General features: G+C 49.3%; 15 protein-coding genes and 2 pseudogenes. 12 read left to right on the forward strand and 5 right to left on the reverse strand.

Features of this window, described 5'->3' with window-relative positions; genetic code table 11:
- The first annotated feature begins 49 nt into the window (after positions 1-49).
- On the forward strand, positions 50-1,003 hold the full coding sequence (locus ACR9Y8_RS23785; RefSeq protein ID WP_481215751.1) for an acetyl-CoA carboxylase carboxyltransferase subunit alpha: 954 nt from the start codon (positions 50-52) through the stop codon (positions 1,001-1,003).
- A gap of 99 nt (positions 1,004-1,102) precedes the next feature.
- On the forward strand, positions 1,103-1,981 hold the full coding sequence (gene dapA / locus ACR9Y8_RS23790) for a 4-hydroxy-tetrahydrodipicolinate synthase (protein ID WP_481215752.1): 879 nt from the start codon (positions 1,103-1,105) through the stop codon (positions 1,979-1,981).
- Positions 1,982-2,189: 208 nt separating this feature from the next.
- On the opposite strand, the gene ACR9Y8_RS23795 is transcribed toward dapA, so the two are convergent.
- Together ACR9Y8_RS23795 and ACR9Y8_RS23800 are read right to left on the reverse strand one after the other, a co-directional pair.
- Positions 2,190-3,098: a ribonuclease Z gene (locus ACR9Y8_RS23795; protein WP_481215753.1), complete on the reverse strand. Its 909-nt coding sequence runs from the start codon at positions 3,096-3,098 to the stop codon at positions 2,190-2,192.
- Positions 3,099-3,222: 124 nt separating this feature from the next.
- Positions 3,223-3,594, reverse strand: coding sequence for an STAS domain-containing protein (locus tag ACR9Y8_RS23800; protein WP_481215754.1), 372 nt, complete (start codon positions 3,592-3,594; stop codon positions 3,223-3,225).
- 240 nt (positions 3,595-3,834) lie between these two features.
- On the opposite strand from ACR9Y8_RS23800, the pseudogene ACR9Y8_RS23805 reads away from it, so the two are divergent.
- The 7 genes and pseudogenes from ACR9Y8_RS23805 (at position 3,835) to ACR9Y8_RS23835 (ending at position 16,007) form a co-directional block, all read left to right on the forward strand.
- Positions 3,835-6,368, forward strand: a pseudogene (locus tag ACR9Y8_RS23805) (ATP-dependent Clp protease ATP-binding subunit).
- A gap of 541 nt (positions 6,369-6,909) precedes the next feature.
- Positions 6,910-8,622, forward strand: a complete 1,713-nt coding sequence (locus ACR9Y8_RS23810; RefSeq protein ID WP_481215755.1) for an autotransporter outer membrane beta-barrel domain-containing protein — start codon at positions 6,910-6,912, stop codon at positions 8,620-8,622.
- A gap of 95 nt (positions 8,623-8,717) precedes the next feature.
- Entirely contained in the window at positions 8,718-10,127 is a 1,410-nt protein-coding gene (locus ACR9Y8_RS23815) for a hypothetical protein (protein ID WP_481216243.1), read from the forward strand.
- Positions 10,128-10,179: 52 nt separating this feature from the next.
- Positions 10,180-11,733 (forward strand): T9SS type A sorting domain-containing protein, encoded by a 1,554-nt coding sequence (locus ACR9Y8_RS23820; RefSeq protein WP_481215756.1) that lies wholly within the window; start codon positions 10,180-10,182, stop codon positions 11,731-11,733.
- Positions 11,734-11,997: 264 nt separating this feature from the next.
- Positions 11,998-12,620: pseudogene (gene cmk, locus ACR9Y8_RS23825) on the forward strand ((d)CMP kinase).
- Between the two features lie 1,036 nt (positions 12,621-13,656).
- On the forward strand, positions 13,657-15,192 hold the full coding sequence (locus ACR9Y8_RS23830) for a tetratricopeptide repeat-containing sensor histidine kinase (RefSeq protein ID WP_481215757.1): 1,536 nt from the start codon (positions 13,657-13,659) through the stop codon (positions 15,190-15,192).
- A gap of 47 nt (positions 15,193-15,239) precedes the next feature.
- The gene (locus tag ACR9Y8_RS23835) at positions 15,240-16,007 is read left to right on the forward strand and encodes a LytR/AlgR family response regulator transcription factor (protein WP_481215758.1); all 768 of its coding nucleotides are present in this window, start codon (positions 15,240-15,242) and stop codon (positions 16,005-16,007) included.
- Between the two features lie 268 nt (positions 16,008-16,275).
- Here ACR9Y8_RS23835 and ACR9Y8_RS23840 read toward each other — a convergent pair whose 3' ends face one another.
- Both ACR9Y8_RS23840 and ACR9Y8_RS23845 read right to left on the reverse strand, forming a co-directional pair.
- Positions 16,276-17,502 (reverse strand): 4-hydroxy-3-methylbut-2-enyl diphosphate reductase, encoded by a 1,227-nt coding sequence (locus ACR9Y8_RS23840; RefSeq protein ID WP_481215759.1) that lies wholly within the window; start codon positions 17,500-17,502, stop codon positions 16,276-16,278.
- 146 nt (positions 17,503-17,648) lie between these two features.
- On the reverse strand, positions 17,649-18,539 hold the full coding sequence (locus ACR9Y8_RS23845; protein WP_481215760.1) for a rhomboid family intramembrane serine protease: 891 nt from the start codon (positions 18,537-18,539) through the stop codon (positions 17,649-17,651).
- A gap of 175 nt (positions 18,540-18,714) precedes the next feature.
- On the opposite strand from ACR9Y8_RS23845, the gene rpsA reads away from it, so the two are divergent.
- The gene (gene rpsA / locus ACR9Y8_RS23850; protein ID WP_481215761.1) at positions 18,715-20,622 is read left to right on the forward strand and encodes a 30S ribosomal protein S1; all 1,908 of its coding nucleotides are present in this window, start codon (positions 18,715-18,717) and stop codon (positions 20,620-20,622) included.
- An 82-nt stretch (positions 20,623-20,704) separates the two neighbouring features.
- Here the strand turns inward: rpsA and ACR9Y8_RS23855 are convergent, their stop codons facing one another.
- Entirely contained in the window at positions 20,705-21,589 is an 885-nt protein-coding gene (locus ACR9Y8_RS23855) for a helix-turn-helix domain-containing protein (RefSeq protein ID WP_481215762.1), read from the reverse strand.
- Positions 21,590-21,735: 146 nt separating this feature from the next.
- On the opposite strand from ACR9Y8_RS23855, the gene ACR9Y8_RS23860 reads away from it, so the two are divergent.
- Positions 21,736-24,870: a SusC/RagA family TonB-linked outer membrane protein gene (locus ACR9Y8_RS23860; protein ID WP_481215763.1), complete on the forward strand. Its 3,135-nt coding sequence runs from the start codon at positions 21,736-21,738 to the stop codon at positions 24,868-24,870.
- Between the two features lie 20 nt (positions 24,871-24,890).
- Positions 24,891-26,426: a RagB/SusD family nutrient uptake outer membrane protein gene (locus ACR9Y8_RS23865; RefSeq protein WP_481215764.1), complete on the forward strand. Its 1,536-nt coding sequence runs from the start codon at positions 24,891-24,893 to the stop codon at positions 26,424-26,426.
- Positions 26,427-26,434: the final 8 nt, after the last annotated feature.

Raw genomic sequence — 26,434 nt, forward strand, 5'->3', positions numbered from 1 at the left:
TTTAGAGCTTTATCTTTACACCGTTCTTTAACCAATTTTAAATCTGATTATGCAATTCCTGGACTTTGAAAAACCTGTTGCTGACCTGTATGAGCAGTTGGAAAAGCTGAAAGAGAATGGCCAGAAATCCGGCGTAGACGTCTCTGCTACCGTAAAAGAGTACGAACAGAAGATCGTTGCCACCCGCCAGAATATCTATGACCATCTCACCAGCTGGCAAAAAGTGCAGCTGAGCAGGCATCCCGACAGGCCCTATACCCTTGCCTATATTGAAAAAATGACTACAAACTTCCTCGAGCTGCATGGCGACAGGAACGTGAAGGACGATAAGGCAATGGTAGGCGGTTTTGCCGAACTGGATGGCGAAACCATTATGTTCATTGGCCAGCAGAAAGGTATTAATACCAAAATGCGCCAGATCCGCAACTTCGGGATGGCCAATCCCGAAGGCTACCGCAAGGCCCTCCGCCTCATGAAACTGGCTGAGAAATTCAATAAGCCTATCGTTACGCTGATAGATACGCCGGGAGCATTCCCCGGGCTGGAAGCTGAGGAAAGAGGACAGGGGGAGGCCATTGCCCGCAACCTGTTTGAAATGATGCGCCTCCGTGTGCCCGTAATCTGTATCATCATCGGAGAAGGCGCCTCCGGCGGCGCGCTGGGCATCGGTATAGGCGACCGCGTATTCATGCTGGAAAACAGCTGGTATACCGTGATCTCCCCCGAAAACTGCTCCACCATCCTCTGGCGTACCTGGAACTTCAAGGAAAAGGCTGCCGAAGAACTGAAGCTTACTTCCGATCACATGAGCCAGTTCGGACTGGTAGATGGAGTGATTAAAGAGCCCCTGGGTGGTGCACATGTAAACCCGGAGGAAGCAGCTGCTATCCTGAAGCAAAGGATCAAGGAAACCCTGGCAGAACTGAAGAAGATCGATCCCGATACCCGCATAGAGCAACGGATTGAAAAATTCAGTAACATGGGCTTTTACGACGAACGCTAAAAAAAGTTGCCAGTTATCAGTTAACAGTTGTTAGTTTTGAGTCTTTTTTCACTAACAATTTGCCACTGACAACTGACAACTGTCAACTAACAACTATTAATGGAACAGTTAAGAGGATCAGGTGTAGCACTCGTTACACCCTTCAAAGCAGATGAAAGCATCGATTGGAATGCTTTGGAAAAATTGATAGATCATGTGATTAATGGTGGGATAGACTACGTGGTATCATTAGGTACTACAGGCGAAACACCTACGCTCTCTTCTGAAGAGAAGCTTGACCTGATAAAGTTTACTTTCGAAAAGGTGAAAAAACGGGTCCCCGTGGTAGTGGGTATTGGTGACTACAATACACGCGATGTGGTGAAACGCCTCGAAACCTGTCCGCTGGATGAAGCTGCAGCGGTGCTCAGCGTGGCTCCCTATTACAGTAAGCCCAGCCAGGAAGGTATTTTCCAGCACTATAAAACGATCGCCAAAGCATCTCCTAAACCGGTTATCCTCTATAACGTACCCGGCCGCACTGGTCGTAATATGACGGCCGCCACTACCGTACGCCTGGCGCATGAAGTGGAGAATATTGTCGCCATGAAAGAAGCCAGCGGCGATATGGTACAGTGCATGCAGATCATAAAGGATAAACCAGCCGGTTTCCTGGTGATCAGCGGTGATGATGCCCTCGCCATGCCCCAGCTGGCCTGTGGTATGGACGGCGTGATCTCTGTTGCCGCCAACTACTTTGCAGCCGATTTTTCAGCTATGGTAAAAGCGGGCCTGGCTAACAACTTCCCTGCTGCCCGCAACCTGCATTACAAGATGCATGAAGCGTTCGACCTGATGTTTGCAGAAAACAACCCGGCTGGCATCAAAGCGTTCCTGTATCACGGTGGAATAGCTGAAAATGCCTTCCGCCTGCCCGTAGTGCCGGTAAGCAGGGAGCTGGATGCTAAAATAAAAGCTTTTGTAAGTAACTATAAGTAACTGCGAAATTCTCCACCCTCCAGGGGTTTCAAACCCTTGGAGGGTTTTTCTTTGGTGCAAGCCTCGTGTTTTCCCCGTTCACTCCTCATGTTTTCCTCGTCCGCTCCTCGTCCACTCCTCGTCCACTCCTCGTCCACTCCTCGTCCACTCCTCGTGCCACCTTAGTGAAACCTTCCTGAAAGCTTCCTGCAAGCTTAGTCACCTTTCCTCAGATGATGAAAGTAGCGCCCTCTACAGACAGCTCTGTATTTGGGAAAACAGGCCAGCATTCATCCAGGAAAGGCTGCAGCTCTGTGTATTTAGAGGAGAAATGCCCTATCAGCAGCCGTTTGGCGCCTGCCTTTAATGCCAGCGTAGCGGCTTGCACGGACGTGCTATGGAACCGTTCCGCTGCCCTTTGGCTCAGGGCTGAAAGGTAAGTGGTCTCATGGTACACCAGGTCCGCTCCTTGCAGGTAGGGCAGCAATCCTTCGTCATAGATGGTATCGGCGCAATACACGTATTTTTTGCCTTTAGGAGGGGGGAGGGTCACCCAATGGTTTTTTACCAGCACACCGTCCTTACGCTGATAATCAGCGCCTTCCTGCAGATGGGAATAGTAAGCAGCTGGTATCTCGTAGGCCTGGGCCTGGTCGGGGATAATTTTCCGCTTTTTGCGCTGCTGGTCAAATATGAATCCAAAGCAGGGGATCCGGTGATTTACTGGGAAGTAGCTCACCTGCAGGTCCTTTTCCTCCAGGATCACACCAGCCCGTTCTGCCAGCAGGGCTACAAAGGAAAGCTCAAATTTCAGCTGGGTTAAAGAACATTCCAGCTGAAGGCGTATAATGGTTTCCAGTTCCGGTGGCGCGTATATGGTAAGCGGTTCCGTTCGGCCCAGCAGGTTAAGGCTGTTCACCAGCCCTATCAGGCCAAAGTAATGATCGCCGTGTAAATGACTGATAAAGATGTGCCGCATCTTGCTGCGCCTGATCTTAAAGCGTGTCAGCTGCAGCTGGGTGCCTTCCCCGCAGTCTATCATGAGCACTTGGTCATTGGAGGTAATAACCTGGGAGGTAGGATGTCGTTCTGCAGTGGGTATGGCGGAATTGTTGCCTAAGATCGTAACTCCAAACATATATCAAAAGTCGTCAGTCGTTAGTAACTAATTGTTAGTGGCCGGACAGCCTTGCGCCGAAAATAACGAATTCTGCCCACTAACAACCGTTAACTGCTAATTGCCAGCTGCTAACGGCTAACGGCTATTCTTCATCCAGCAGGTCTCTTTCAAGTGATTCCATCATCACCATATCGATGGCCTCGGAAAGGGTAGGGGTGATATTCAGTTCATAATCGCAGTCCTTGCTGAGCGCTGCTGTTAAAGTGTTGTTAACGTTTGTGATCGCACACGAAAGATTACTGTCATACTGCTGACCGTATACTGTTAAAATGGCCTGTATTCCGACCTCATCTGCCGACTCAACCAATGCCATGTCCAGTATAAGGTTCCTGCCATCGAGCTCCGGTAATTCGGTGATCTGGCGGATAAATTCTTCTGACAAATTAGCATCCAGCACTTGAATTTCCGGTCGGAAAATCACTATTTTTTCTTTGGTATCAATTTTGAATCTCATAAGGCCGGATCTTGTTTAGTACATTTAGTGAAATAATTGAGGGAAACCGCGAAAATTCTCCAAGAGCCGGCAACTGAAAAGTCGCTTTCTCCGTAGGTATAATCACAGCCTTTTCCTGCAACACACAGCACAAAAGTAAATCTTATACTATTAACGTGTTAGATCAAAAGAATCAAAATTATTTGCTAATATTGTATAAGCAAGCCCCCGTAAGGGTTTTAATAATTTAATAATCTCACAATGGACCAGAATTTTTCACCGCAAGTAAAGGAGATCATTTCGTTTAGCAGGGAGGAGGCTTTACGCTTGGGAAATGATTTCATAGGCACAGAACACCTGCTGCTGGGCATTATTCGTGAGGGTGAAGGCACCGCAGTAAAAATTCTGCAGGCATTGAATGTGGACCTCTATGAATTGCGCAAAGAGGTTGAATTGGCCGTAAAAGACAAGACTGGAAAGAACATTGCCAATATCAATAGTCTTCCACTTACAAGGCAGGCAGAAAAGGTCATCAGGGTTACTGTACTCGAGGCAAAGGCTTTGAAAAGCCCAACCGTTGAAACGGAGCACCTGATGCTGTCTATTCTCAAGAATAAGGAAAACGTTTGTACACAAATCTTACAACAGTTTGACGTGGACTACGATACTTTTAAAAACGAGCTGGGCTTTGTAAAGTCAGCAGATCCTAAAGCCGAGTTTGACGACCCGGGCGAAGAGGAATTCGAGGACGAAAGAAAAAGTTTCGCCTCAAAAAGCAAACAGACCAACACCAAGTCTAAAACTCCGGTTCTGGACAATTTTGGCAGGGATATCACCAAGCTCGCTGAAAGCGGAAGCTTGGATCCCATCGTTGGCCGTGAGCAGGAGATAGAGAGAGTATCCCAGATACTTTCCCGTCGTAAAAAGAATAACCCGATCCTTATCGGCGAACCTGGTGTGGGTAAAACCGCTATCGTGGAAGGTCTCGCGCTGCGCATCGTGCAAAGGAAGGTATCCCGCGTATTGTTCGACAAACGCGTGGTAAGCCTTGACCTTGCTGCACTCGTAGCCGGTACCAAATACCGCGGCCAGTTCGAAGAAAGGATGAAGGCTATTATGAACGAGCTGGAAAAGAACAGGGATGTGATCCTCTTCATCGATGAGATCCATACCATTGTTGGCGCCGGCGGAGCCTCTGGCTCACTCGATGCGTCCAACATCTTTAAACCAGCCCTGGCACGTGGCGAACTGCAATGCATCGGCGCCTCTACCCTGGACGAATACCGCATGTATATCGAAAAGGATGGTGCGCTTGACCGCCGCTTCCAGAAAGTAATGGTTGATCCCCCCACTGTGGACGAAACGATACAGATCCTCAACAATATCAAACCCAGGTATGAAGAGTATCACAACGTGAGCTACACAGAAGAAGCGATCGACGCATGTGTGAAGCTGAGCGACCGCTACATGACAGACCGCCTGTTGCCCGATAAGGCCATAGACGTGCTCGACGAAGTTGGCGCCCGTGTGCACCTGAAGAATATCAACGTACCGCAAAACATCCTGGACCTCGAAAAACAGATCGAGGACATTAAACAGGAGAAGAATAAAGTCGTGAAAAGCCAGCGCTTTGAAGAAGCAGCTGCGCTGCGCGATACCGAAAAGAAACTGGGTGAAGACCTGGAACGCGCCAAAGCAGTATGGGAAGAAGAAGTGAAACATAAACGCTACCCCATCGATGAAGAAGCCATCGCAGAAGTAGTGAGCATGATGACCGGCATTCCCGTAAAACGCATGGTGCAGGCCGAATCTGAAAAGCTCCGCCGCATGGGTGAAGACCTGAAAGGCGCGGTAGTTGGACAGGATGAAGCCATCTCCAAGGTGACCAAAGCCATCCAGCGTAACAGGGTAGGCTTGAAAGATCCTAAAAAGCCCATCGGTACCTTTATCTTCCTCGGTCCTACCGGTGTAGGTAAAACAGAGCTGGCTAAAGCGCTGGCCCGGTACATGTTCGATTCCGAAGACTCACTGATCCGTATAGATATGAGTGAGTATATGGAGAAATTCTCCGTAAGCCGCCTGATAGGCGCGCCTCCGGGATACGTAGGTTACGAAGAAGGCGGTCAGCTCACTGAAAAAGTGCGCCGCAAACCTTACTCCGTGATCCTGCTGGATGAGATCGAAAAAGCACACCCGGATATCTACAACATCCTGCTCCAGGTACTGGACGACGGTATACTGACAGATGGCCTGGGCCGTAAGGTGGACTTCAAGAACACCCTCATTATCATGACCTCCAATATCGGGGTGCGCCAGCTGAAAGATTTCGGCGCAGGTGTGGGCTTCACTACCGGAACCAAGGCGATGAACGAAGAGGAAAATACCAAGGCAGTGATCGAAAAATCACTTAAACGGACATTCTCCCCGAGTTCCTCAACCGTATCGATGACGTGGTGATCTTCAACTCACTGACCAAAGAACATATCTATGTGATCATCGATATCACCATGAAGAGCGTACTGAAACGCCTCAACAACCTGGGCTTCAGCCTCGAGCTGACAGACGAAGCCAAAGGCTTCCTGGCAGAGAAAGGCTACGACCAGCAGTTTGGCGCCCGTCCGCTTCACAGGGCCATCCAGAAATACCTGGAAGATCCCCTGGCAGAAGAGATCCTCAATATGAACATCCATAACGGGGATATCCTGGTGGCTGACCTGGATAAAGAAAATCAGAAACTGATCTTTACCATTAAGAATCAGCCCAAGAGCAACAAATCAGAAAAATCAGAAGCATAATAAATAGAATGCTTTGTTAAATTTATGATCCCGATCCGGTTTTCCGGGTCGGGATTGTTTTTTGCAGTAACACGAAGATGTTAGCTGATGGCCGGTTAGACTACCGAAGTTGAGCCATTTACTGGCTTGTTACCAGCCCTTTAACCACTTTCACCGGAAATTATTATACGTTCACCCACACCTGCCTCCCCTACATATACCAAATCTTACATATAAAATGGCACCATAATACCATTTTAGTTACTATTTAAATATATCATTTTTGTGATATGATATTTATCCTGTATCTAAATGTGTAGTGGATAAACCTTACTATTGATACGGAAACACTTATGAGCTGAACCTCAACAGCCAAATTTTAGCCATTAATTATTGGGGATGAACAGTAGAACATCGTAGCTGCAATGAGCGTGAATGCGCTTCTGTGGCCATTATTATACTTTGACACTAATGAACGTAATCGAATTGGTGAATATTAAATAAATCTAAGAAGAAGGCTACCCCTTCAAAAATTATTTGGACTGATAACTATCCTTATACCATGAACAGATCTTTACGTATTGCAGCCAGACTGCTCTTCGCCGGTGTCCTCGCTTTGGGCGCCCTTACCTCGAAAGCCCAGCTGAAAGTGGGCGACAATCCTACCAATATCCAGCGTTCCGCTGTATTGGAACTGGAATCTACAAGGCAGGGTCTTTTACTGCCCCGTCTTACGGATACTACGGCGATCAACGCCCTTTCTCCACTGGACGGTATGATCATCTACTTTTCAGATGGCGTTACACCTGGTCCTAACAGAGGCTTGTATGTAAGAAAATTCGGCCACTGGGAAAGAATGGCTGATGCTTCTGTGGCAAGTGGTAACTGGACATTGACCGGTAACGCAGGTACCAACCCTACCAACAACTACATTGGTACCAGTGATAACCAGGCTTTATCCATCCGCACAAATGCTACTGAAGCGATCCGCGTTACCGGTGCTGGTAACGTAGAGCTGAAAACCGTAGCCGCTGGCGCTAATACTGACGTAGAAGTGCTGGTATTAGGCGCAGGTGGTGCTGTAATGAGGCGTACCATGCCTGCTGCCGCTTTTACCAACGTTATCTCTAGTCTGAATGGCGATCTCACACCCGCCCAGACCCTGGTGATTGATAGCGCTGGAATGGACTTCAATATCGCGGATAATGGTACCGGTGAGCACAGGTTCAATATACCAACACAAGACGGTACCAAAAAAAGAGGTCTGTTAACGCAGGCTGACTGGAACAGGATCAACGCCGCCCAGAAAGCGATCGTGATCGGTACCTTCTCTACTACTCCCGTGGCCACAGGCTTAACATTGGACGCAGCCGGTAACCTCGTGTTGCACGCTGCAGACGCTACCAACGCTGGCGCCGTTTCTACTGGCGCTCAAACTTTCGGTGGCGCTAAAACCTTCCAGAATGATCTGACTGCAGGCGCTAACCTGAATGTTACAGGTAATACTGTACTGGGTGGTACTGCTACCGTAACTGGTGCAACCACCCTGAATGGCACTGCTACCCTGAATGGCGCAACTACCCTGGCCGGTGCTACCACCCTGAGCAATACGCTGACTGCTACTAACCCGTTCCCCGCTGCTGCTGCTACGGAGAACAATGTACTGATCCGCGCTGCTTCCGGTGTGATCTCTCAGAAAACACTGAACGATGCTGCCTTCAACGGCGCTGTACAAAATATCAATGGCCAGACTGGTCCCGCTGTTCACTTTAAGAACGGTACTGCTGGTACAGACGTTGCGTTTGACAGTACTACCACTGCAAACGTGATCACCCTGAACGTACCTGATGCGGCTGTAGCTGCCCGTGGTGTGGTAACTACCGGTAACCAGGCATTTGCAGGTGCTAAAGAATACCGCGATTCAGTAATGATCGGTGGTGTTACAAAACCCAACTCTACTTTACAGGTGAACGGTTCCGTGTCTATGTCTATCAGAACGGTGACCACTAACACAACCGTTGCAGAAACAGATAACACTATACTGGTGAACACAACCGGTGGTGTTGTAACAATTACATTGCCTGTAGCTACCAACATTGCCGGTCGTATCTATACGATCAAGAAAATTGGCGGCGGTCTGGATAACGAAGTGAATATCACTTCTCCTGCACAGATAGAAGGTGGTGCAGCCGGTGGTACGTATAAAATATACAACGACTGGACTTTCGTTACCCTTCAGACAGACGGTACCAACTGGTATATCATTAAGAAATAAGGATACTTTCAGTTAACAGGAACGGCATATAGCCGTTCCTGTTATTACCGTTTTTGTAAGCGCCTTTTTTCCTAAACTATCCATGAGAATTTGTGATGAATACAACGCTACCCTTCCGTATAGGTAAACTTGCAGCCCTGTTGATATTTACTTCTGTTGCAGCACAGGCACAGCAACTGAAATTAGGTACCAACCCCACAGCAACAAAGAAATCCGCGCTGCTGGAGCTGGAAAGCACTACGCAGGGCTTGTTGTTAACACGTATCAGCGATACTACTACCGCCACCTCTCCATTAAAAACTGCGCTTGACGGCACACTGATTTATTATACGCCGGATAACAGCCTGTATATTCGTTCTCTCGCGAAATGGAACAAACTGTCCACAGGTTCCGGAACCGGTACCATCACCCTAACCGGTGATGTTACCGGTACTGGCACAGGAACAGTACCATCGACGATCAGTAACCAGGCCGTTACCTTCGCTAAATTTCAGAACATCAATACGCAGCGATTGCTGGGCAGGTACAGTGCAGGTGCTGGTAGCATGCAGGAGATCTCATTGGATGCCTCACTCAAACTGAATACAAGTGGTGTATTATATGCTGACAGCTCCCTGGCTATCTGGAATGCCAGCAAACTGCAAAGCAGAAGAGTATTGGATTCCGTGCCCGGTAACGGGGATGTATTGAAATGGAATCCCACCAGGGCCATGTGGCTGCCTTCACAGGATATCACCGGTGGTGCTGCATACGGTACGCTTGCAGATAACGATATAAGAAATGCTACTGCGCCCGATCCCCAGTACAGGATGAAAATATGGGCCAGCCCCATTACCGGCGTAGTGTCAAACGGACCGCTCAATACATCTGCCTACGCTTGGAGCGTATTGTCATTCCAGATGCAGTCCGGAGGCAATGCATTTACCACGCAGCTTTACTTTGATAAAAATACCCTTGCTCTGAAAGAGTGGGCAGGCGTCGGCCCCTTAACTTCTAATACCGGTAATCCTTGGTATAAAGTGGTGACTACACATGGTGATAACGCTTTCACAGATGGTGGGATCATCTTCGCAGGTAAAACTTCTGATGCCAACACGGAAGTAAAGCAGGATGCTGCTAACTTTTTCTGGGATAATACCAACAAGGAGCTGGGGATCGGAACGAATACACCGGCTGCAAACCTGGATGTAAGAGGAGACTTCAGATTGGGAAATAGTGGTACGGTGCTGAACAACATGATTAAAACCAGCGCGCAATTGACGACCGCTGGTGGCACCAACATCACCCAGATCCCCAATGGTACGAACACATATTACCTTACCGTAACAGGCGCCACAACAAATAGTACCGTTATTGTCAATCCGAGGTTCGATTTTCCGGGTACTATGGATATGAAACCTCCGCGTGTTAGCGGTGCCAACACGGTCGCCGTTACATTCACCAGTACGGCGAACACCAACCTTACTACGGCACAGAGAATATTTGATGTAACTATAATCCAATAGTGAATTGAAGCGAATTGTCTGCATATTAATCTGGTGGGTATCTCAAATATCTTTGTCCTTTGCCCAGCAATCCGCCTACATCCCCCCCGGCGGACAAGCCTGGATATTTGGCAATGCCCCCGTTGCGCTCTACGGCAATATGCAACAGGAAGGTACGCTCGGTTCTAACCCTAACGCATTATTTTACTTCCTCGGCAAACGCTGGGTGAACGGCAGTGCCGCCTCCCTGCCCGACGAAAGCGCCGCTGGTCTCAACGGCACCGGTGGTATCTTTCGCTTTTCTTCCAACAACTCATTATACGGTAATACCGGTCAGCAAAGCATCTTCGGCGCTTACAGCGTAGCCGGCGCTACAGGGGCCAGCTTCCCCAACCTGGAGCTGAGCAATTCAGCCGGCCTGATCCTGGAAGACCTGAGTGATCTTAAAATCCGTAATACGCTTAATTTCACCAGCGGACATATCTTCCTGAACGGCTGGAACCTGGCCCTGGGACAGAACGCCCCCGGCAACATCACCGGTTACAGCGATCAGCGCTTTGTGGTGACAGGCACGGGCGCAGCAGGTGGCTATCTCTATCGCGAAGGCCTTACCGGCGCCGCAGGCAGGGTGGTCTTCCCCGTAGGTACATCCGTTGGCAACTATGCCCCGGCAGCGATCGCTACCCAGGGCGCCCCTGACAATTTTAAAGTGCGCGTGTTCGACAACATCTATCAGAACGCCGTTAGCGGTGCCCTCATGCAGGACACCTTCATCTACAAAACCTGGGACATCGGGCATTCCCAGACAGGTAAAGCGCAGACAGACGTGATCCTGCAGCATATGAACGTTGCCGAAATGCCCGTGTATGCAGCTAACCGCGATAGCAGTTATATTACCCATTATACTGGTACTGCCTGGGACAAACTGCCGCAGCTGCCTTACCAGCCGCAAGCAGGTACCCTTACCACACAAACCATGGGAGCGGGCGCTACCATGCACCTCCGCAGCTTTCCCAGTGGTCTTGCCAGCCAGGAATATTTCTCCAAGACCATCGGCTTCCCTGTGCTCCAGCCCCCGGCAGACTTCATCCTGTTCAATGCCTGGCGTATATCTGGCGACCAGGTCCGCCTGGAATGGTCTACCCGCAAAGAAGTTAACAATGCACGCTTTGAGATCGAACGCCGCTTTGAAGGAGAAAGAGACTTTACTACTATCGCCAGGGTACCTACCCGGGCGCCCGGCGGATACAGCAATTACCGTATCGACTATCCTTACCTGGATGATAACAGCTTCGATGACTGGACCTACTACCGCATAAAGGCTGTATCACGCACCGGTCAGTATATCTATACCGAGATCAGGGCCGTACCGCCGCTGATCAAGATAGATGTCTATCCCAATCCTAACATGGGCCAGTTCCATGTACGTATCCGCGGCATCCGCACTCCGCTCGTTATGCAGCTGATGAACACCTGGGGACAGGTACTGCGCGAGTACGATGTGCAGCACGATGCAGATGTGGAGATCCGTGAAGTGCCCGCAGCCATGTATTTCCTGGTACTATATCACAAGGCAACACAACAGGTTGCATACCGCTGCAAGGTAGAAGTGCTGGGACAACAATAGTAGTTTGAGGTTTGAAGTTTGAGGTTTGAAGTTCGTTTGAAGTTACAGGTTAAGGGCAAAGATCTTGCCTGTCTCGGCCTCCTGCGTGAGGCAGGAGAACATGTTTTTAACATCTAACCTTTAACGAACTTCAAACCTCAAACTTCAAACCTCAAACTTTTTCAGCTTTTTACTACATTTGTATAAACAACAACTGTTTTGAAGAAGATCATCATCACGATAGACGGTTATTCCTCCTGCGGAAAAAGCACGCTGGCAAAGCAATTGGCCAGGGAGCTGGACTACATTTACATAGACAGCGGAGCAATGTACCGGGCTATCACCTTCTACTTCATTCAGAACCGTGTGGATTGGTCGGATACAGCAGCTGTAAAAGAAGCGCTGGAAAATATCCACCTGGAGTTTGAGTATAATGAAGAAACATCCCAGTCAGACATTCATCTCAACGGAGAAAATATTGAACATCTCATCCGCGATATGCTCGTAGCGGAGAAAGTGAGCGAAGTGGCTGCTATCCGGGAAGTACGCGAGTTTGCAGTAGCGCAGCAGCAGAAAATGGGAGAGAAAAAGGGCATCGTGATGGACGGGCGCGACATCGGTACCACCGTATTCCCCATGCCGAACTGAAGATCTTCATGACCGCAGATACCGCGGTGCGCGTAGAACGCCGTTTCAGAGAACTGTACGCAAAGAACAAGCATATTACCCTGCAGGAAGTAAAAGAAAATCTCGAACTGCGCGATTATATCGACTCCAACCGCGAGATCAGCCCCCTTCGCCGGGCCGATGATGCTATCATACTGGATAACAGTGAGTTAACTATGGATGATCAGCTCAGGTTAGCCCTGCAATGGGTAGAGGATGTAATGATAGTACAACCTTCATAACTGTTTCGTTCATAAATATTATTTCTGTTTTAGAGAAACGTTTTATACATTTGTTTTGATTCCGTAACCTACGGGAGCCTCAGATAATTTACCACATCCTTCGAATTTCCTTTTACAATTTTTTCCACCTTATCCGTATGTAAAGCCATGCTTTTGGTCTTATTGGTACTCAATAAGTGATAAAGTTTTTGTGCAGACAGTAGAACATAAGCATAACGGGTATTTGTATATAGTCAGTACTTGATCATAATGTGTTGCTTTTGGAAAATTTTTACCCTGGCTGTATCCAAGAAGGACCTCTAAGCTATTAACCGTATATAGAGCATTTGTATATAAAAAACAACGCCGGACAGGTTGCCAGGACGGCTGTTATAAACTTAATGTGGAATAGGATTGGGAAACCGGTCTTATTTCATGTTTTCAGTAGGTGTATTCGGTTAATAGGAAGAAGGGGCGAATTCTTTCGCCCTTTCGCTTTTTTATTATTAATGAATAATTAATAATTAACAATTAGCAGCCGGACACTACCTGCTTAAAGGCAACTAATCCGCTCGCATTCATTAATTATTCATTCTTAATTATTAATTATTTAAATTGTGTTAGTTCTATTACCCTACTGATCCATGTTCAGAAAAGGTGTATGTATCTTATTTAGTTTAGCCGTTTGGGCAATTGGAAGCGTACAGGGGCAGGACTCATTGCTGGTACAACGTACGCTGGATTCTGCCAGAGCATTGCCAAATGACACCAACAAAGTGAAATGGTTCATTGAAAGGGGGAGGGCAATGGCGCATTTTTACGATGTAAAAAAGAGGAGAATACCTTCCTCCAGGAAGCTATCAGCCTCGGACTGCGCCTTAAATATGCGCGGGGTCTTACTAATGCCTATAACGAAGTAGGCACCTCCAAACGGAACAAATCACAATATATACTGGCGGCAGACCTACATGAAAAGGCCATAAAATATGCAGAGGAAACAAAAGATGACCGCCTGATCAGTATTGCCCTGAATAATGCCGGTGTAGATCATCGCCGGATGGATGAGTTACAGAAAGCCTTTGATTTCCACTTCAGGGCCCTCCACGCAGCAGAAAAAGTGAATGACGTCCGCAATATCTGTGTAGCAATCAATAGCATTGGCAATATAGAACTGTCCACCGGAAAATATATGGATGCCCTCGGGCACTTTACCAAAGCCCTGGCGCTGGAAGAACAGAGTAAAAATGACCTCGGCGTGGCCATTAACCTGGGCAATATCGGCTATGCCTACCAGGGCCTTGGCAAAACAGACCTGGCCATTGAGTTCTACAAACGCTCCCTGGAGGTGAATCGGAGGCTGAAGAATCCCACCGGCATGGTGATCTGCTACAACTCCCTGGGCGCTGCCTACCAGGAAAAAAAGGACTATCCTCATGCCATGGACGCCCTGCAAAAAGCCCTGGCGGTAAACGACAACGTGGATGACAAAGTACACACCGCGGAAAGCTACCTGAATATTGGTAAATTGCTAAGTAAAGAAGGCAGGCACGATGAAGCCAACGCCTATTTTCAGAAGTCTATCGACCTGAGCCTTTTCTGGCGGTTCAAATCCATGTTGTACGAGGCCTATAAAGCCCAGGCTGCAGACTATAAAGCCAGCGGGGATTTCGAGAAGTCGCTGTCCTCATTGGATAAATCGCTCTTGTACAAGGATAGCATATTGGATGAAAATTCAGCGCGGGCCCTGGCGCAGACAAGGGCCATCTACGATGTAGACCGTAAAGACAACCAGATCAAATTATTAGAGCATGATAAACAGATAAGCGAACTGCGTACCAGGCGGAATATTGTATATATACTTTCCACTGCAGGCTTTTTATTCATGTTGGCAATAGGCGGATTTTTCTATATCCGTCACCGTAACCTGGAAGCCAACAAACACACCCTGCAGCTGGAACTGCGTTCCCTGCGTGCACAGATGAACCCGCATTTTATCTTTAATTCATTAAGCTCTATCCACCGGTTCATATGGAGCAATAACCAGGAAGAGGCGTCAGACTATCTTACCAAGTTCTCCCGGCTAATGCGTATGATCCTGGATAATACCCAGCATACTTTTATATCGCTGAACAAGGAAGTGGAATCGTTACGCCTCTACCTTGACCTGGAAAGGTTGCGCTGTAACGGGGTCTTTGAATACAACATCACTGTAGCAGATGAGATCAATGATGAAGAAGTGATGATCCCCCCTATGATCATCCAGCCCTATGTGGAAAATGCAATATGGCACGGGTTGGTGCATAAATCAGGCAAGGGGCTGCTGACGATCGATATGATGCTGAAAGGCCGTACCCTCGTATGTATAGTTACTGATAATGGAATCGGTCGCAAAAAGGCCATGGAGATAAAGGCTAAAAAAGGAGTGACCCATCGTTCAATGGGCATGCAGGTAACAGAAGGCCGCATAGATCTGATCAGGAAGATCAATAACAGCAGGGACACTAACGTAACAATTACAGATCTGGAGGATGAGGAAGGCAAGCCTGCAGGCACACAGGTAACAATTACCCTGCCCGTAGAGCTCATTTTTTAGGAAAACTGACGTACAACCAAAACCACTAACCACTAACAATTGAACGCATGAGCGAAATCAAAGCTATCATTGTGGACGATGAGCAACACTGTATAGATGCCCTGCAAACGATGTTACAGAAAAAATGCCCCGAGGTGACCGTCATAGCAGGTGTCAACAGTGTAAGAGAGGCCAAGGCCCTCATCGATGAGGCACAGCCCGACCTGGTGTTCCTGGACGTGGAAATGCCCTACCAAAATGGTTTTGAACTGCTAAAACTGTTTGAACGGATATCCTTTGACGTAATATTCACTACCGCCTTTGAACAATATGCCTTAAAAGCCATTAAATTCAACGCGCTTGATTACCTGTTGAAGCCCTTCAGCGTCCAGGAGCTGCAGGAGGCCGTACAGAAATGCCGCGAGAGAAAAGCCGCCGGCCGCCCGAAAGAGAATGGTATCTCGCCGCTCGATGTGTTCCTGTCCAATATGAAAACACTGCATCAGACCCATCGGAAAATAGCCCTGCCTACCATCAATGGCCTCGTGTTCATGCCCGTGCAGAACATCGTTCGATGCGAGTCTACAGGTAACTATACCAAGATATTCTTTACAGATAAAAAACATCTCCTGGTATCAAGGCCCCTAAAGGAGTTTGAGGAAATGCTGTCTGATATGGATTTCTTTCGGGTGCATAACTCACATCTCATCAATCTTCAGCAAATGCAGTCCTATATACAGGGAGAAGGGGGCTTTGCGCTGATGACAGATGGTACACAGGTAGAGGTATCACGAAGAAGAAAAGCGGAGTTCCTTAAAAGGGCGATGCAATTCTAGCCATCCGGATTTATCCGTTTTTACGCCACTTATTTGGAAATCTCTGCCGGATAATAAATGTCAGTTGTATAGATTTTTGAGAACAGGTATTTTTGTTTCAGTTAGTTACACGATTACAATTATAACCTTATATAAACTCTTTTTTTCTCTGCATTACTAGCATTGAGTAGCCCCAAAGAAAAAAGGCACCTTATAGGTGTCTTTTTTAATTGTATTGTTTGCAACCGATGTCAATCTATTGGATCCCGCAACTGTCAACTGCTAACTGCTAACTCCACTCGTCTGCCAGTTCATCCGCTTTATGTTCCAATCCGTAAAATCCAAGCAGCTTACGGATCACGCCTTCCACCAGTGCATCCGGACAGGAAGCGCCGCTGGTCAGCATAATGGTCACCGGTGTTTGTTCAGGCAGGAAACGGAAACTGTGCAGCTCCTGTTTGTGATGAAAATCCCAATGCATGATCTCATCGGCAGAAAGGATCTTTTCTTCAGAAGAGATAAAGTAAGTAGGCAATTTTTCTTCACACAGCTCCACCAGGTGAGAGGTGTTGGAACTGTTATATCCACCCACCACGATGGCCAGGTCGCCGCTCTCCTGTAAGAGGCCGTTCACAGCGCTTTGGTTGTCATTGGTGGCATAGCATAAGGTATCACGGGTATCGGCAAAGCGTTCTGCTGCATTGTCTTCTGAAGCTGCATACTTGCCTATGATCACGCTGCGGATATAATCGGCAATGGCCTGGGTTTCGGTGGCCAGCATAGTGGTCTGGTTCACCACACCCACTCTTTGCAGGTCGGTTTCCACGTTAAAGCCGGAAGAATACTGCCCCTTGAACAGCTCGGGGAACTCGGCCGCCGGCCGCTCGCCGGTAATAAACTCTCCCAGGATCTTTGCCTCGGCTATGTCCTTTACCACCACGGTAGGCGTGTTATGCCGGCTATGGGAAAAAGTGGCCCGGGTCTCTTCATGCCCAGGCTTGCCATGCACAATAACGGTATAGTCCTTCTGGCCGATCTGTTCTGCCTTATTCCATACCCGCTCCACAAACGGGCAGGTGGTATTGTATTGTAAAGGGGAGATGCCCAGTTCATTCAGCCGGGCTTCTATCTCCAGGGTAGTGCCAAAAGCAGGGATGATCACAATATCATCAGGTTGCAACGCTTCCCAGGGTACCAGCTGTTTGCCCGCAGTATCCATAATGAATTGCACGCCTTTCTCCAGCAGATCATTATTCACGTGCGGGTTATGGATCATCTCACTGAGCAGGAAGATCCGCTTGCCCGGGTTTTCTTCAACCGTTCTGAAAGCGATCTCGATGGCGTTCTCCACACCGTAGCAAAACCCGAAGTGACGGGCCAGCAGTATTTTTAACGTCCCAAAATCAAGCACGGTAGGCTTGAAATCTTTCTTCATCTTGTCCTGCTGCTTGCGCTTGTTCTTGATTGCGGTAATGAGTGGGCTGCGGTATATAATGGGAACGTTAAATGTCTTCATGCTGCAAATTTAGTTAATTCAGTCGTTAGTCGTCAGTCATCAGTCGTCAGCTGTCAGTCGACAGTTGTCAGTCGTCGGCCGTTAGTCGTCAGGGCAGCGCTTTTACTCGCTTCAATCACTGACAACTGACCACTGACGACTGTCAACTATTCCTTACTGTGTTTATCCAGCCATGCCTTCTCTTCCGGGCTCAGGCTACCGATCCCTTTTTCATTGATCTTGTCCAGCAGCTGGTCCAGTCTGAGCTGCCTGTTCTCATCCTGGGCCTTCTTCACCACTTTCAGGGGCGATTTTTTAGGTTTGAACGGGCGCTTCGCCTTGGGTTTGGAGGCATTTGCACCAGAGAGGGCGTCAAACACCCATATCAGCGGGTGGCAAAGGTCTGCCCCGTTCTTCAGGAGGCGGATATATACAAACCCCAGGGCAGCTCCGCCCACATGGGCAATGATGCCGCCCAGGTTTCCCTGGGTGGGGATAGAGATCAGGTCAAGCGCCAGAATGGCGATAGCCAGCCATTTCAGCCGGACGCTTCCCAACAGTAACAGCCCGATCTCGTAATTGGGCATGAGGGTGGCGCAGCCAACCAGCAAACACATCACAGCCGCCGAGGCGCCCAGCATGGTGGTATCTATTTCGGCAGGGTACAGCAGGTTAAAGCTCAGCACATACAGTACGCCGCCCATCAGGCCGCCCAGCAGGTACAGCGGCAGGATCCGCTTATTCCCCAAAAAATCCCGGAACAGGTTGCCAAACCAGTATAGGTTCAGCATATTGAAGAATATGTGGAAAATATTAATGTGTGCGAACATATAGGTGAAGAGTCCCCAGGGTTTCTTTAACAGCACGCCCAGGTTACTGTGCAGCACGATCTGGTCCGAGACAAAGAAATAAATGGTTTCAGACTTACTGAAATAAGCGATCAGGCGCAAAATGCCCAACGCAAGGAAGATGGCGATATTCCAGAAAAGCAGGTGGTTAACTGTGTTTCCTTGTCTCAGCCAGTACCGAATATCCGATTGAAAAGAGGTTCCGTTCATAACTGAAAATTACTACTTACCGGGCAAATGAGTTGGCCAAAAATTTTCACTAATTTAAGGCTTCCGCCCCTTTTTTTTAGTATCTTTGCCGTCCCGTTAAAGGGTAGTGGCCCGTCCCGGTCTTAATCGGTAGGCTAACGCCCTGGGAAATTAAATCAAATGGAGGAACCAAATTTTGGCAGAAAACAACATTATTAACGAACAAAACGCTGAACAACAGGCACCGCAGGCAGCACCTGCCGCGGCAGAAACAGCGACACCAAAGGCCCCTGTTGCCGTTACCGCTCACGATGATTTCGATTGGAGCGTAGACAAACGTAACGTATCTTCTTACAGCAAAGAAGAAAAAACCAAGTACGATCAAACGTACGAAAGCACTTTTAAAGTGATCGAGGAGAATGGCCTGATCAACGGTACAGTGGTTGGCTTAACCAAAACCGACGCTGTCATCAACATCGGCTTTAAATCCGACGGTCTGATCTCCCTCAACGAATTCCGCGACCTGCCCGGCGTTAAAGTGGGCGACGAAGTGGAAGTGCTCGTTGTAGAAAAAGAAGACCGCGACGGTAACCTGCACCTGAGCCGTAAACAGGCTCGCCAGCAACGTGCATGGGAAAAGATCGTGGAAGTTTACAAAACAGGCGAAGTGGTTACTGGTATCGTTACCAGCAAAACCAAAGGCGGCTTGATCGTAGATGTTTACGGAATGGAAACATTCCTGCCCGGTTCTCAGATCGATGTGAAACCGGTTACAGACTACGACCAGTTTGTAGGCAAAACCATGGAGTTCAAGGTGGTGAAAGTGAACGAAGCCATCCGCAACGCCGTAGTTTCCCACAAAGCGCTTATCGAAAGCGATATCGAACAACAGAGAGTGGACATCATCTCCAAACTGGAAAAAGGCCAGGTATTGGAAGGTACCATCAAGAACATCACCGACTTTGGTGCGTTTATCGACCTGGGCGGCCTCGATGGTCTGTTATATATCACCGACATCAGCTGGGGACGTATATCTCACCCGAGCGAAATACTCCAGATGGATCAGAAGATCAATGTGGTGGTACTCGACTTCGACGACGAGAAAAAACGTATCAGCCTCGGTTACAAACAACTGACCCCGCATCCGTGGGATACTTTACCGGCTCACATCACCGAAGGTGCTAAAGTGAAAGGTAAAGTGGTGAACATCGAAGATTACGGCGCGTTCCTCGAGATCCTGCCCGGCGTAGAAGGCCTGGTGCACGTTTCCGAGATCTCCTGGGCTTCTACACCTATCAATGCAAAAGAATTCTTCAAATTAGGCGAAGAGTACGAAGCAGTGGTAGTGACCCTGAGCAAAGACGAGCGTAAGATGAGCCTGTCCATCAAACAACTCACTGAAGATCCCTGGGCCACTATCGAAACCAAATTCCCGCTGGACAGCCGTCACAAAGGTATCGTGAAAAACATCACTCCTTATGGCGTATTCGTAGAGCTGGAAACAGGTATCGGTGGTATGATCCACATCTCCGACCTGAGCTGGATCAAACGCTTTAATCACCCCAGCGAATACACTAAAGTAGGTAACGAAATAGAAGTAGTTATCCTGGGCATCGATAAAGACAACCGCAAGCTGAGCCTTGGTCACAAACAGATCGAGGAAGATCCCTGGAACACTTTCGAAACTATATTCCCCATCGGTTCTATCCATGAAGGTACTGTAGTGAAGAAAGATGAGAAAGGCGCTACCGTTCAGCTGCAGTATGGCCTGGAAGCTTACGCTCCTGCACGCCACCTGAGAACCGAAGATGAGAAACCCATCAACGTGGAAGATGTGAAAGAATTCATGATCATCGAATTCGATCGCAGCGAAAAACGTATCCTGGTATCTCATACAAGGGTTTGGGAACAGGCTAAGGCAGAAGAGAAAGAAGCCGTTGCCAAAGAAAAGAGAGCAGATGCTGACAAAACCCGTAAGGCAGTGAAGAACATCCAGAGCAAAGTAGAAAAAGCTACTCTGGGCGACCTTGGCGCACTGGCCGAACTGAGAGAAAAGCTGAAGCAATCTGAAGGTGGCGAGAAAAAAGAAGGCGACCAGCAATAACCTGTAAGCTTTAAAACACTCATATAAGATCCCTTCCTGGTGAACCCGGGAGGGGATTTTTTTTGCCGCTGCTTTTTATGCACTAATCATTTACCAGCCTGCTCGCCTTCCTGAACTCCTGCGGGGTCATCCCCGTTTTCTGCTTGAAGAATGCATTGAAATAATTCGCCGATTCAAAATTCAGCACATAAGCAATTTCCTTCACCGTTTTATCTGTACTGATCAGCCATTCCCTTGCCTTCTGCAGCTTCAGCTGCTGCTGGTACTGTGCAGGAGCCAGTCCCGTATACTGGCGGAACATCCGCCTGAACCACGAATAGCTCATGTTTAACGACTGCGCGATCGCCTCCGGCTTCACATCTCCACCGGGGTCTTCGCGCATCAGCAGCCGCGCCTTTTCAATTTGCTGCACAATGTCCTTGTCCGCAAACGCATTGTTCCGGATCGTATAATATACCAGCCCCAGTATATGCATCGTAATGCCCGAGATCACCTGCTGAAACCCCGCCCGCTCCTGTACAGCATAGCCGTTCACTTCCCGGAATAAGCCTATCAGCTGCTCATTGAAGCCGATATTGTGCACCGGTGCAGCCGGTGTAAAGAAGTTATGCCGCATGATATTGGCGGCAAAAGCGCCCTTGAAACCGATCCAGTGCGTATGCCAGCCGGTCTCCTGCAAGGGCTCATAAGAATGCCATTCCCCCGGGAAAAGCAGCAGGAACATCCCCGCGCCCACCGTCATATTCTGCTGGTGTTTCGACCGGAACTGCCCACGGCCGCTGGTAATATAGATCAGCTGGTACTCCTGCAATACCCTGCCCGTCTTTGGATGGAACAGGTAGGCAGATGGATGTTCCCGCGAAGGATAGCTGCTGTGCGGCGTAATATGCTGGTATCCCACAGTGGTGACGGTCAGCCCCCAGTTAATGTCATTTTCATTAATGGCCAGATATTTAATAGCTGCCATAGCAGACTGTTTATGCATACTCCCGTTTTTACTGTGTCAGAAATTATACTTTTTCGGTCAAATATCGCAATTACAGTGCTACCGCTTTGACCACATTTGTATCAGTATTCATCATTCCACATTACTCACGGTTAAAATTCTGCGTTATGTTAATACCATTGTCCTATCCGGTCTGCCGGAAACGCTTGTGGCAATTGGGCATAGCCGGGGCGCTCCTGGCACAGCCGTTTCATCTCAAAGCTTCTTCCATCCGCCACCCCCTCGCCAGCTGGCAACAGGCCCCTGCACAAAAGATCAGCGGACAAATCCTGGACGCCGCGGATCACTCCCCGCTGCTGGGCGTTACCATCGCCGTCAAAGGTACCAGCCAGGGAGCCACCAGCGATGCCGAAGGCAAATTCACATTAAATGCGCCCATCGGCAGCACCCTTGTTATCACCTACGTAGGCTATGAAACCAGGGAGCTGCCCGTAACAGATGCCTCCGCACCACTCACCATCCTGCTTTCCAGGAGCAGTAAAAGCCTCAATGAGATCGTGGTGGTGAGCTACGGCACCCAGAAACAACGTAATATCACCGGTGCTATCAGCACGCTGAATGCAAAGGAAGTGGAAGATATGCCCGTCGGACAATTCGCGCAGAAACTACAGGGCAAGGTGCCGGGCGTACAGATCAACCAGAGCACCGGCCGTCCCGGACAAGGCATGAGCTTCCGTATCCGTGGCGCTGCCTCTCTTAACGCGGGTAACGGCCCCCTGTTCGTGGTGGACGGACAACCCATCGTAGGCGGCATCAATAATATCAATCCCGACGAGATAGAAAGCTTCTCTGTGCTGAAAGACGCTTCGGCTACCTCCCTGTATGGCTCCCGTGCAGCCAATGGGGTAGTGCTCATTACCACCAAACAGGCAAAGCCTGGCCAAACCCGCGTGCAGCTCAACGCCAGCTACGGTGCACAACAGGTGCCGCAGCGCGGCCGCCCGGATGTAATGAACGGCCGGGAGTTCGCGGCCTTCAAAAAAGCTTATTATGAAGACAAGATCCGCTATGAGAACTGGACAGACCCTGCTACCGGCCAGGCAGCCGTGCCCGAAGAGTTCCGCAATCCCGAACAGTATGGCGAAGGCACCAACTGGTTCAATAGCCTCATAAGATCCGCCCCCATCCAGAACTATACAGTAAGCGTATCCTCCGGTACGGAGAAGTTCTCCTCCAGCGTGGTGGCCGGTTATTTTAACCAGCAGGGCGTATTGTATAACTCCGGCTATAAACGTTATTCCTTCCGCGCCAATAACGAGTTCCGGCCTAATGACCGCCTGAAGCTCGGCTTCAATATAGCGCCCACCCAGATGCAGGAACATAACACCCGCGTGAACACCGATGGCTATTGGCAGATCATCCAGGCAGCAGTGATGTCTACACCCCTGAAACCAGCGGTAAATCCCGATGGCTCCCTGCCGCTCACCGCTACCTCTATAGGCATGTTCCCTAACCCGAACTGGTACCGTGTATTGCAGGAGAAGCTGGATGATTTCAAGACCAACCGCCTGCTGGGCAATATGTATGCAGAACTGGAACTGCTGCGTGGCCTGAAATTCAGGACCCATGTAGATGTAGACCTGGCCAGTGAAACGCATAACAACTTTGTGCCTTCCACCTCCGTTGGCCGCGTGTTTGTTGCGCCGCCGCAAAAGGCAACCGGTACCTATGGTACGCTGAACTATGACTCCTGGCTAAACGAAAACATGTTCACCTATCATACCGTGATAGGATCGCACTCGATAGAAGCCCTGGCTGGTTATACAGCCCAGCAATACAGGGAAGAGTCCAGCTTTATTAACGGTACCGATTTTCCGGACGATGACATTCCCTGGCTGAGCAACGCCGCTACCAAAACAGACGCCTCCAGCAATACCTTGTCATGGTCACTGGTGTCGATGATAGGCCGCCTGAACTACGCCTTTAAGGATAAATACCTGCTGTCTGCCGCCGTGCGTCGTGATGGATCTTCGCGCTTTGGCAAGGACCGCAAATGGGGATGGTTCCCCTCTGTATCCGCAGGCTGGGTGCTCACGGAAGAGCCTATACTAAAATCGCTTCCTGCCGTGAGCTTTTTGAAGCTGCGCGCCAGCTACGGCTTAACAGGTAATAATAACATCGGTAACTATACTTCCATCTCCGGTATGGATGTTACCAATTACGTCTTTGGCAATACACTGTCTCCCGGTAAGTCCATCACCAGCCTGGGTAACCCAGACCTGAGCTGGGAAACCACCAAACAGTTTGATGGTGGGCTTGACATTGGCTTGTTTGACGACCGTATCTTTTTCACATACGACTATTATCATAAGATAACCGACGGTATGTTATACCCCATAGAGCTGCCACGCGCATCCGGCTTTTCATCCATACAGTACAACGTCGGCAAGTTTAAATTCTGGGGTCATGAGATCGGCATCAGCTCCAGGAACCTCACTGGTGAACTGAAATGGAATACGAATTTCAACATTACGTTTAACCGTAACAGTGTGATGCAGCTCGGAACCAACAACACGCCTATCGGCGGTTATGCAGAACAGGGCGACTACTGGCGTACGGCTGTAGGCAGGCCCATGGGCCAGTTCTACGGCTACGTGTTCGACGGCGTATATATGAACCGCCGCGAGTTTGAGAGCCAGCCTAAACATGCCAGCTCCGACGTAGGTACCGTGCGTATGAAAGATACCAACGGCGATGGCGTGATCGACATCAACGACCGTACCTTTATTGGCGATCCTACACCTAAATTCCTCTTCGGTCTCAGCAACGATCTTAGCTATAAGAACTTTGATTTCAACATCGTTGTTTCCGGCGCCGTAGGCGGTAAGATCATGGACGTGTCTTATGAAATGACGCAAAACCTGGATGCCGTGTTCAATGTGCGGAAGGCGATGGGACATCAATGGCGTTCTGAAGAAGATCCCGGGAATGGCCTCGTACCGCGCACCAAAGACGGCACCACTGCACTGTACCGCTTTACGAATGACAGCTGGATCTTCAGCGGCACCTTCGCTACCATCAAGAATATCACATTGGGATATACCCTTCCGGTCCGTAATCTGCAATACCTCAAAAGCGTTCGCCTGTATGCCAGCGTGCAGCAGGCACTGGTATTGACCAAATACCCGGGCATGAACCCTGAAGTAAGCGCCAACGGCCTGGATGGCCTTCGCCAGGGCGTCGATAATACGGCTTACCCCGTACCAAGAACCTGGTCAGCCGGCCTCAATGTTAATTTCTGAACCACTTAACCGCGACCATCATGAACAAACATATCTGCTATATCCTGATCCTGGCGCTGGGATGGATGTCCTGCCAGAAAGATTTCCTGGAACTGTCTCCGGAAGACAAGCCCAACGCGAACAACTTTTACAAAACAGAAGCCCAGTTCCAGCAAGCCCTCACGGGCGCTTATGCAGGCCTGCGGGGCCTGGTAGCCCAGAGCGGCTACCTGATGGGAGAGATGCGCTCTGATAATACCCACTATGATTTTTATGCAAAGGATCGTGGCATTCACATCATCCGCCGCGAAAATATCGCCAACTTCCTCGATGATGCGCAAAACCAATGGACCAGCCAGTTCTACTTCGACGCTTACACCGGTATAGCGCGCTGCAATACCATTATCACCCGGCTGGAAGGGGCGGATATCGATGAGGGCGCAAAGAAGACTATGACAGGGGAGGTTAGATTTCTGCGTGCTTATTATTACTTTAACCTCGTGAGGTACTATGGCGGCGTGCCATTATATCTCGAAGAAGTGACCCGGCAGGAAGACGCTTTCCTGCCCCGTTCCACGGTAGAGGAAACGTATAATGCGATCATTGCAGACCTGCAGGAAGCGATCGGCAAACTGCCGCCGCCAGCACAGTTCCCGCAATCAGGCAGGGCTACGCTGGGCGCCGCCAAAACGCTGCTTGCAGAAGTATACATGACGCAAAAGAAGTTCGCAGCAGCAGAGCCCCTGCTCCGCGAAGTGACACAAATGGGCTATGCGCTGCTGCCCAGCTACGCCGATGTATTCGCGCTGCAGAATAAGAACAGCACAGAGTCTGTACTGGAAGTACAGTTCCAGATGGGCGACCAGGACCAGCAAAGCCAGTTCATTTACTGGTTCATGCCTAAAACAACAGACGCCAAACCCATTACCGGCGTAACGGCCAATACCCTGCTCACCGGTGGCTGGAACGTACCTACACAGGATCTCCTGGACGCATACGAAGCGGGAGATAAGCGCAAGGACGCCTCCATCGCCGTAGCAGAAGGGGTAATAGACGGGGATGGCGAGTTCAGGGCAGAAGGGGTGAAAAGTATTGTAAATTACCAAACCCCTGCTGGCAAAGCATCCAGGCTATTCATCCGTAAATATCTGCATGCGCATACCCGGGAAGCCAATACAGATGATAACTGGCCGCTGTACCGCTATGCAGACGTATTGCTGCTGCTGGCGGAAAGCCTGAATGAACAGGGAAAAGGGCAGGCCGCACTGCCTTACCTCAACCAGGTAAGGGCCAGGGCAGGATTGAATGCCATCACCACCGGCGACCAGGCAGCGCTGCGAGAAATCATCCTGCATGAAAGGCGCATAGAGCTTGCCTTTGAGAACCATCGCTGGAACGACCTCTTACGCACCGGTAAAGCGATCTCCGTGATGACGGCGCACGGGAACAGGCTGAAACAGATCTACAATTATCTGCCAGCCAATTCCTACCAGGTAACACAGCAACGCCTGGTATACCCGATCCCGTATTCGGAGCTGCAGTTAAACAAACAGTTGGTGCAGAACGATGGTTATTAAACAGGACG

This window comes from Chitinophaga sp. SVR4-12A, from assembly GCF_056754765.1.

Coding starts and splice junctions, on each gene's coding strand:
- ACR9Y8_RS23785 (WP_481215751.1), top strand. CDS start 50: ATGCAATTCCTGGACTTTGAAAAACCTGTTGCTGACCTGTATGAGCAG.
- dapA (WP_481215752.1), top strand. CDS start 1,103: ATGGAACAGTTAAGAGGATCAGGTGTAGCACTCGTTACACCCTTCAAA.
- ACR9Y8_RS23795 (WP_481215753.1), bottom strand. CDS start 3,098: ATGTTTGGAGTTACGATCTTAGGCAACAATTCCGCCATACCCACTGCA.
- ACR9Y8_RS23800 (WP_481215754.1), bottom strand. CDS start 3,594: ATGAGATTCAAAATTGATACCAAAGAAAAAATAGTGATTTTCCGACCG.
- ACR9Y8_RS23810 (WP_481215755.1), top strand. CDS start 6,910: ATGAACAGATCTTTACGTATTGCAGCCAGACTGCTCTTCGCCGGTGTC.
- ACR9Y8_RS23815 (WP_481216243.1), top strand. CDS start 8,718: ATGAATACAACGCTACCCTTCCGTATAGGTAAACTTGCAGCCCTGTTG.
- ACR9Y8_RS23830 (WP_481215757.1), top strand. CDS start 13,657: ATGGATGAGTTACAGAAAGCCTTTGATTTCCACTTCAGGGCCCTCCAC.
- ACR9Y8_RS23835 (WP_481215758.1), top strand. CDS start 15,240: ATGAGCGAAATCAAAGCTATCATTGTGGACGATGAGCAACACTGTATA.
- ACR9Y8_RS23840 (WP_481215759.1), bottom strand. CDS start 17,502: ATGAAGACATTTAACGTTCCCATTATATACCGCAGCCCACTCATTACC.
- ACR9Y8_RS23845 (WP_481215760.1), bottom strand. CDS start 18,539: ATGAACGGAACCTCTTTTCAATCGGATATTCGGTACTGGCTGAGACAA.
- ACR9Y8_RS23855 (WP_481215762.1), bottom strand. CDS start 21,589: ATGGCAGCTATTAAATATCTGGCCATTAATGAAAATGACATTAACTGG.
- ACR9Y8_RS23860 (WP_481215763.1), top strand. CDS start 21,736: ATGTTAATACCATTGTCCTATCCGGTCTGCCGGAAACGCTTGTGGCAA.
- ACR9Y8_RS23865 (WP_481215764.1), top strand. CDS start 24,891: ATGAACAAACATATCTGCTATATCCTGATCCTGGCGCTGGGATGGATG.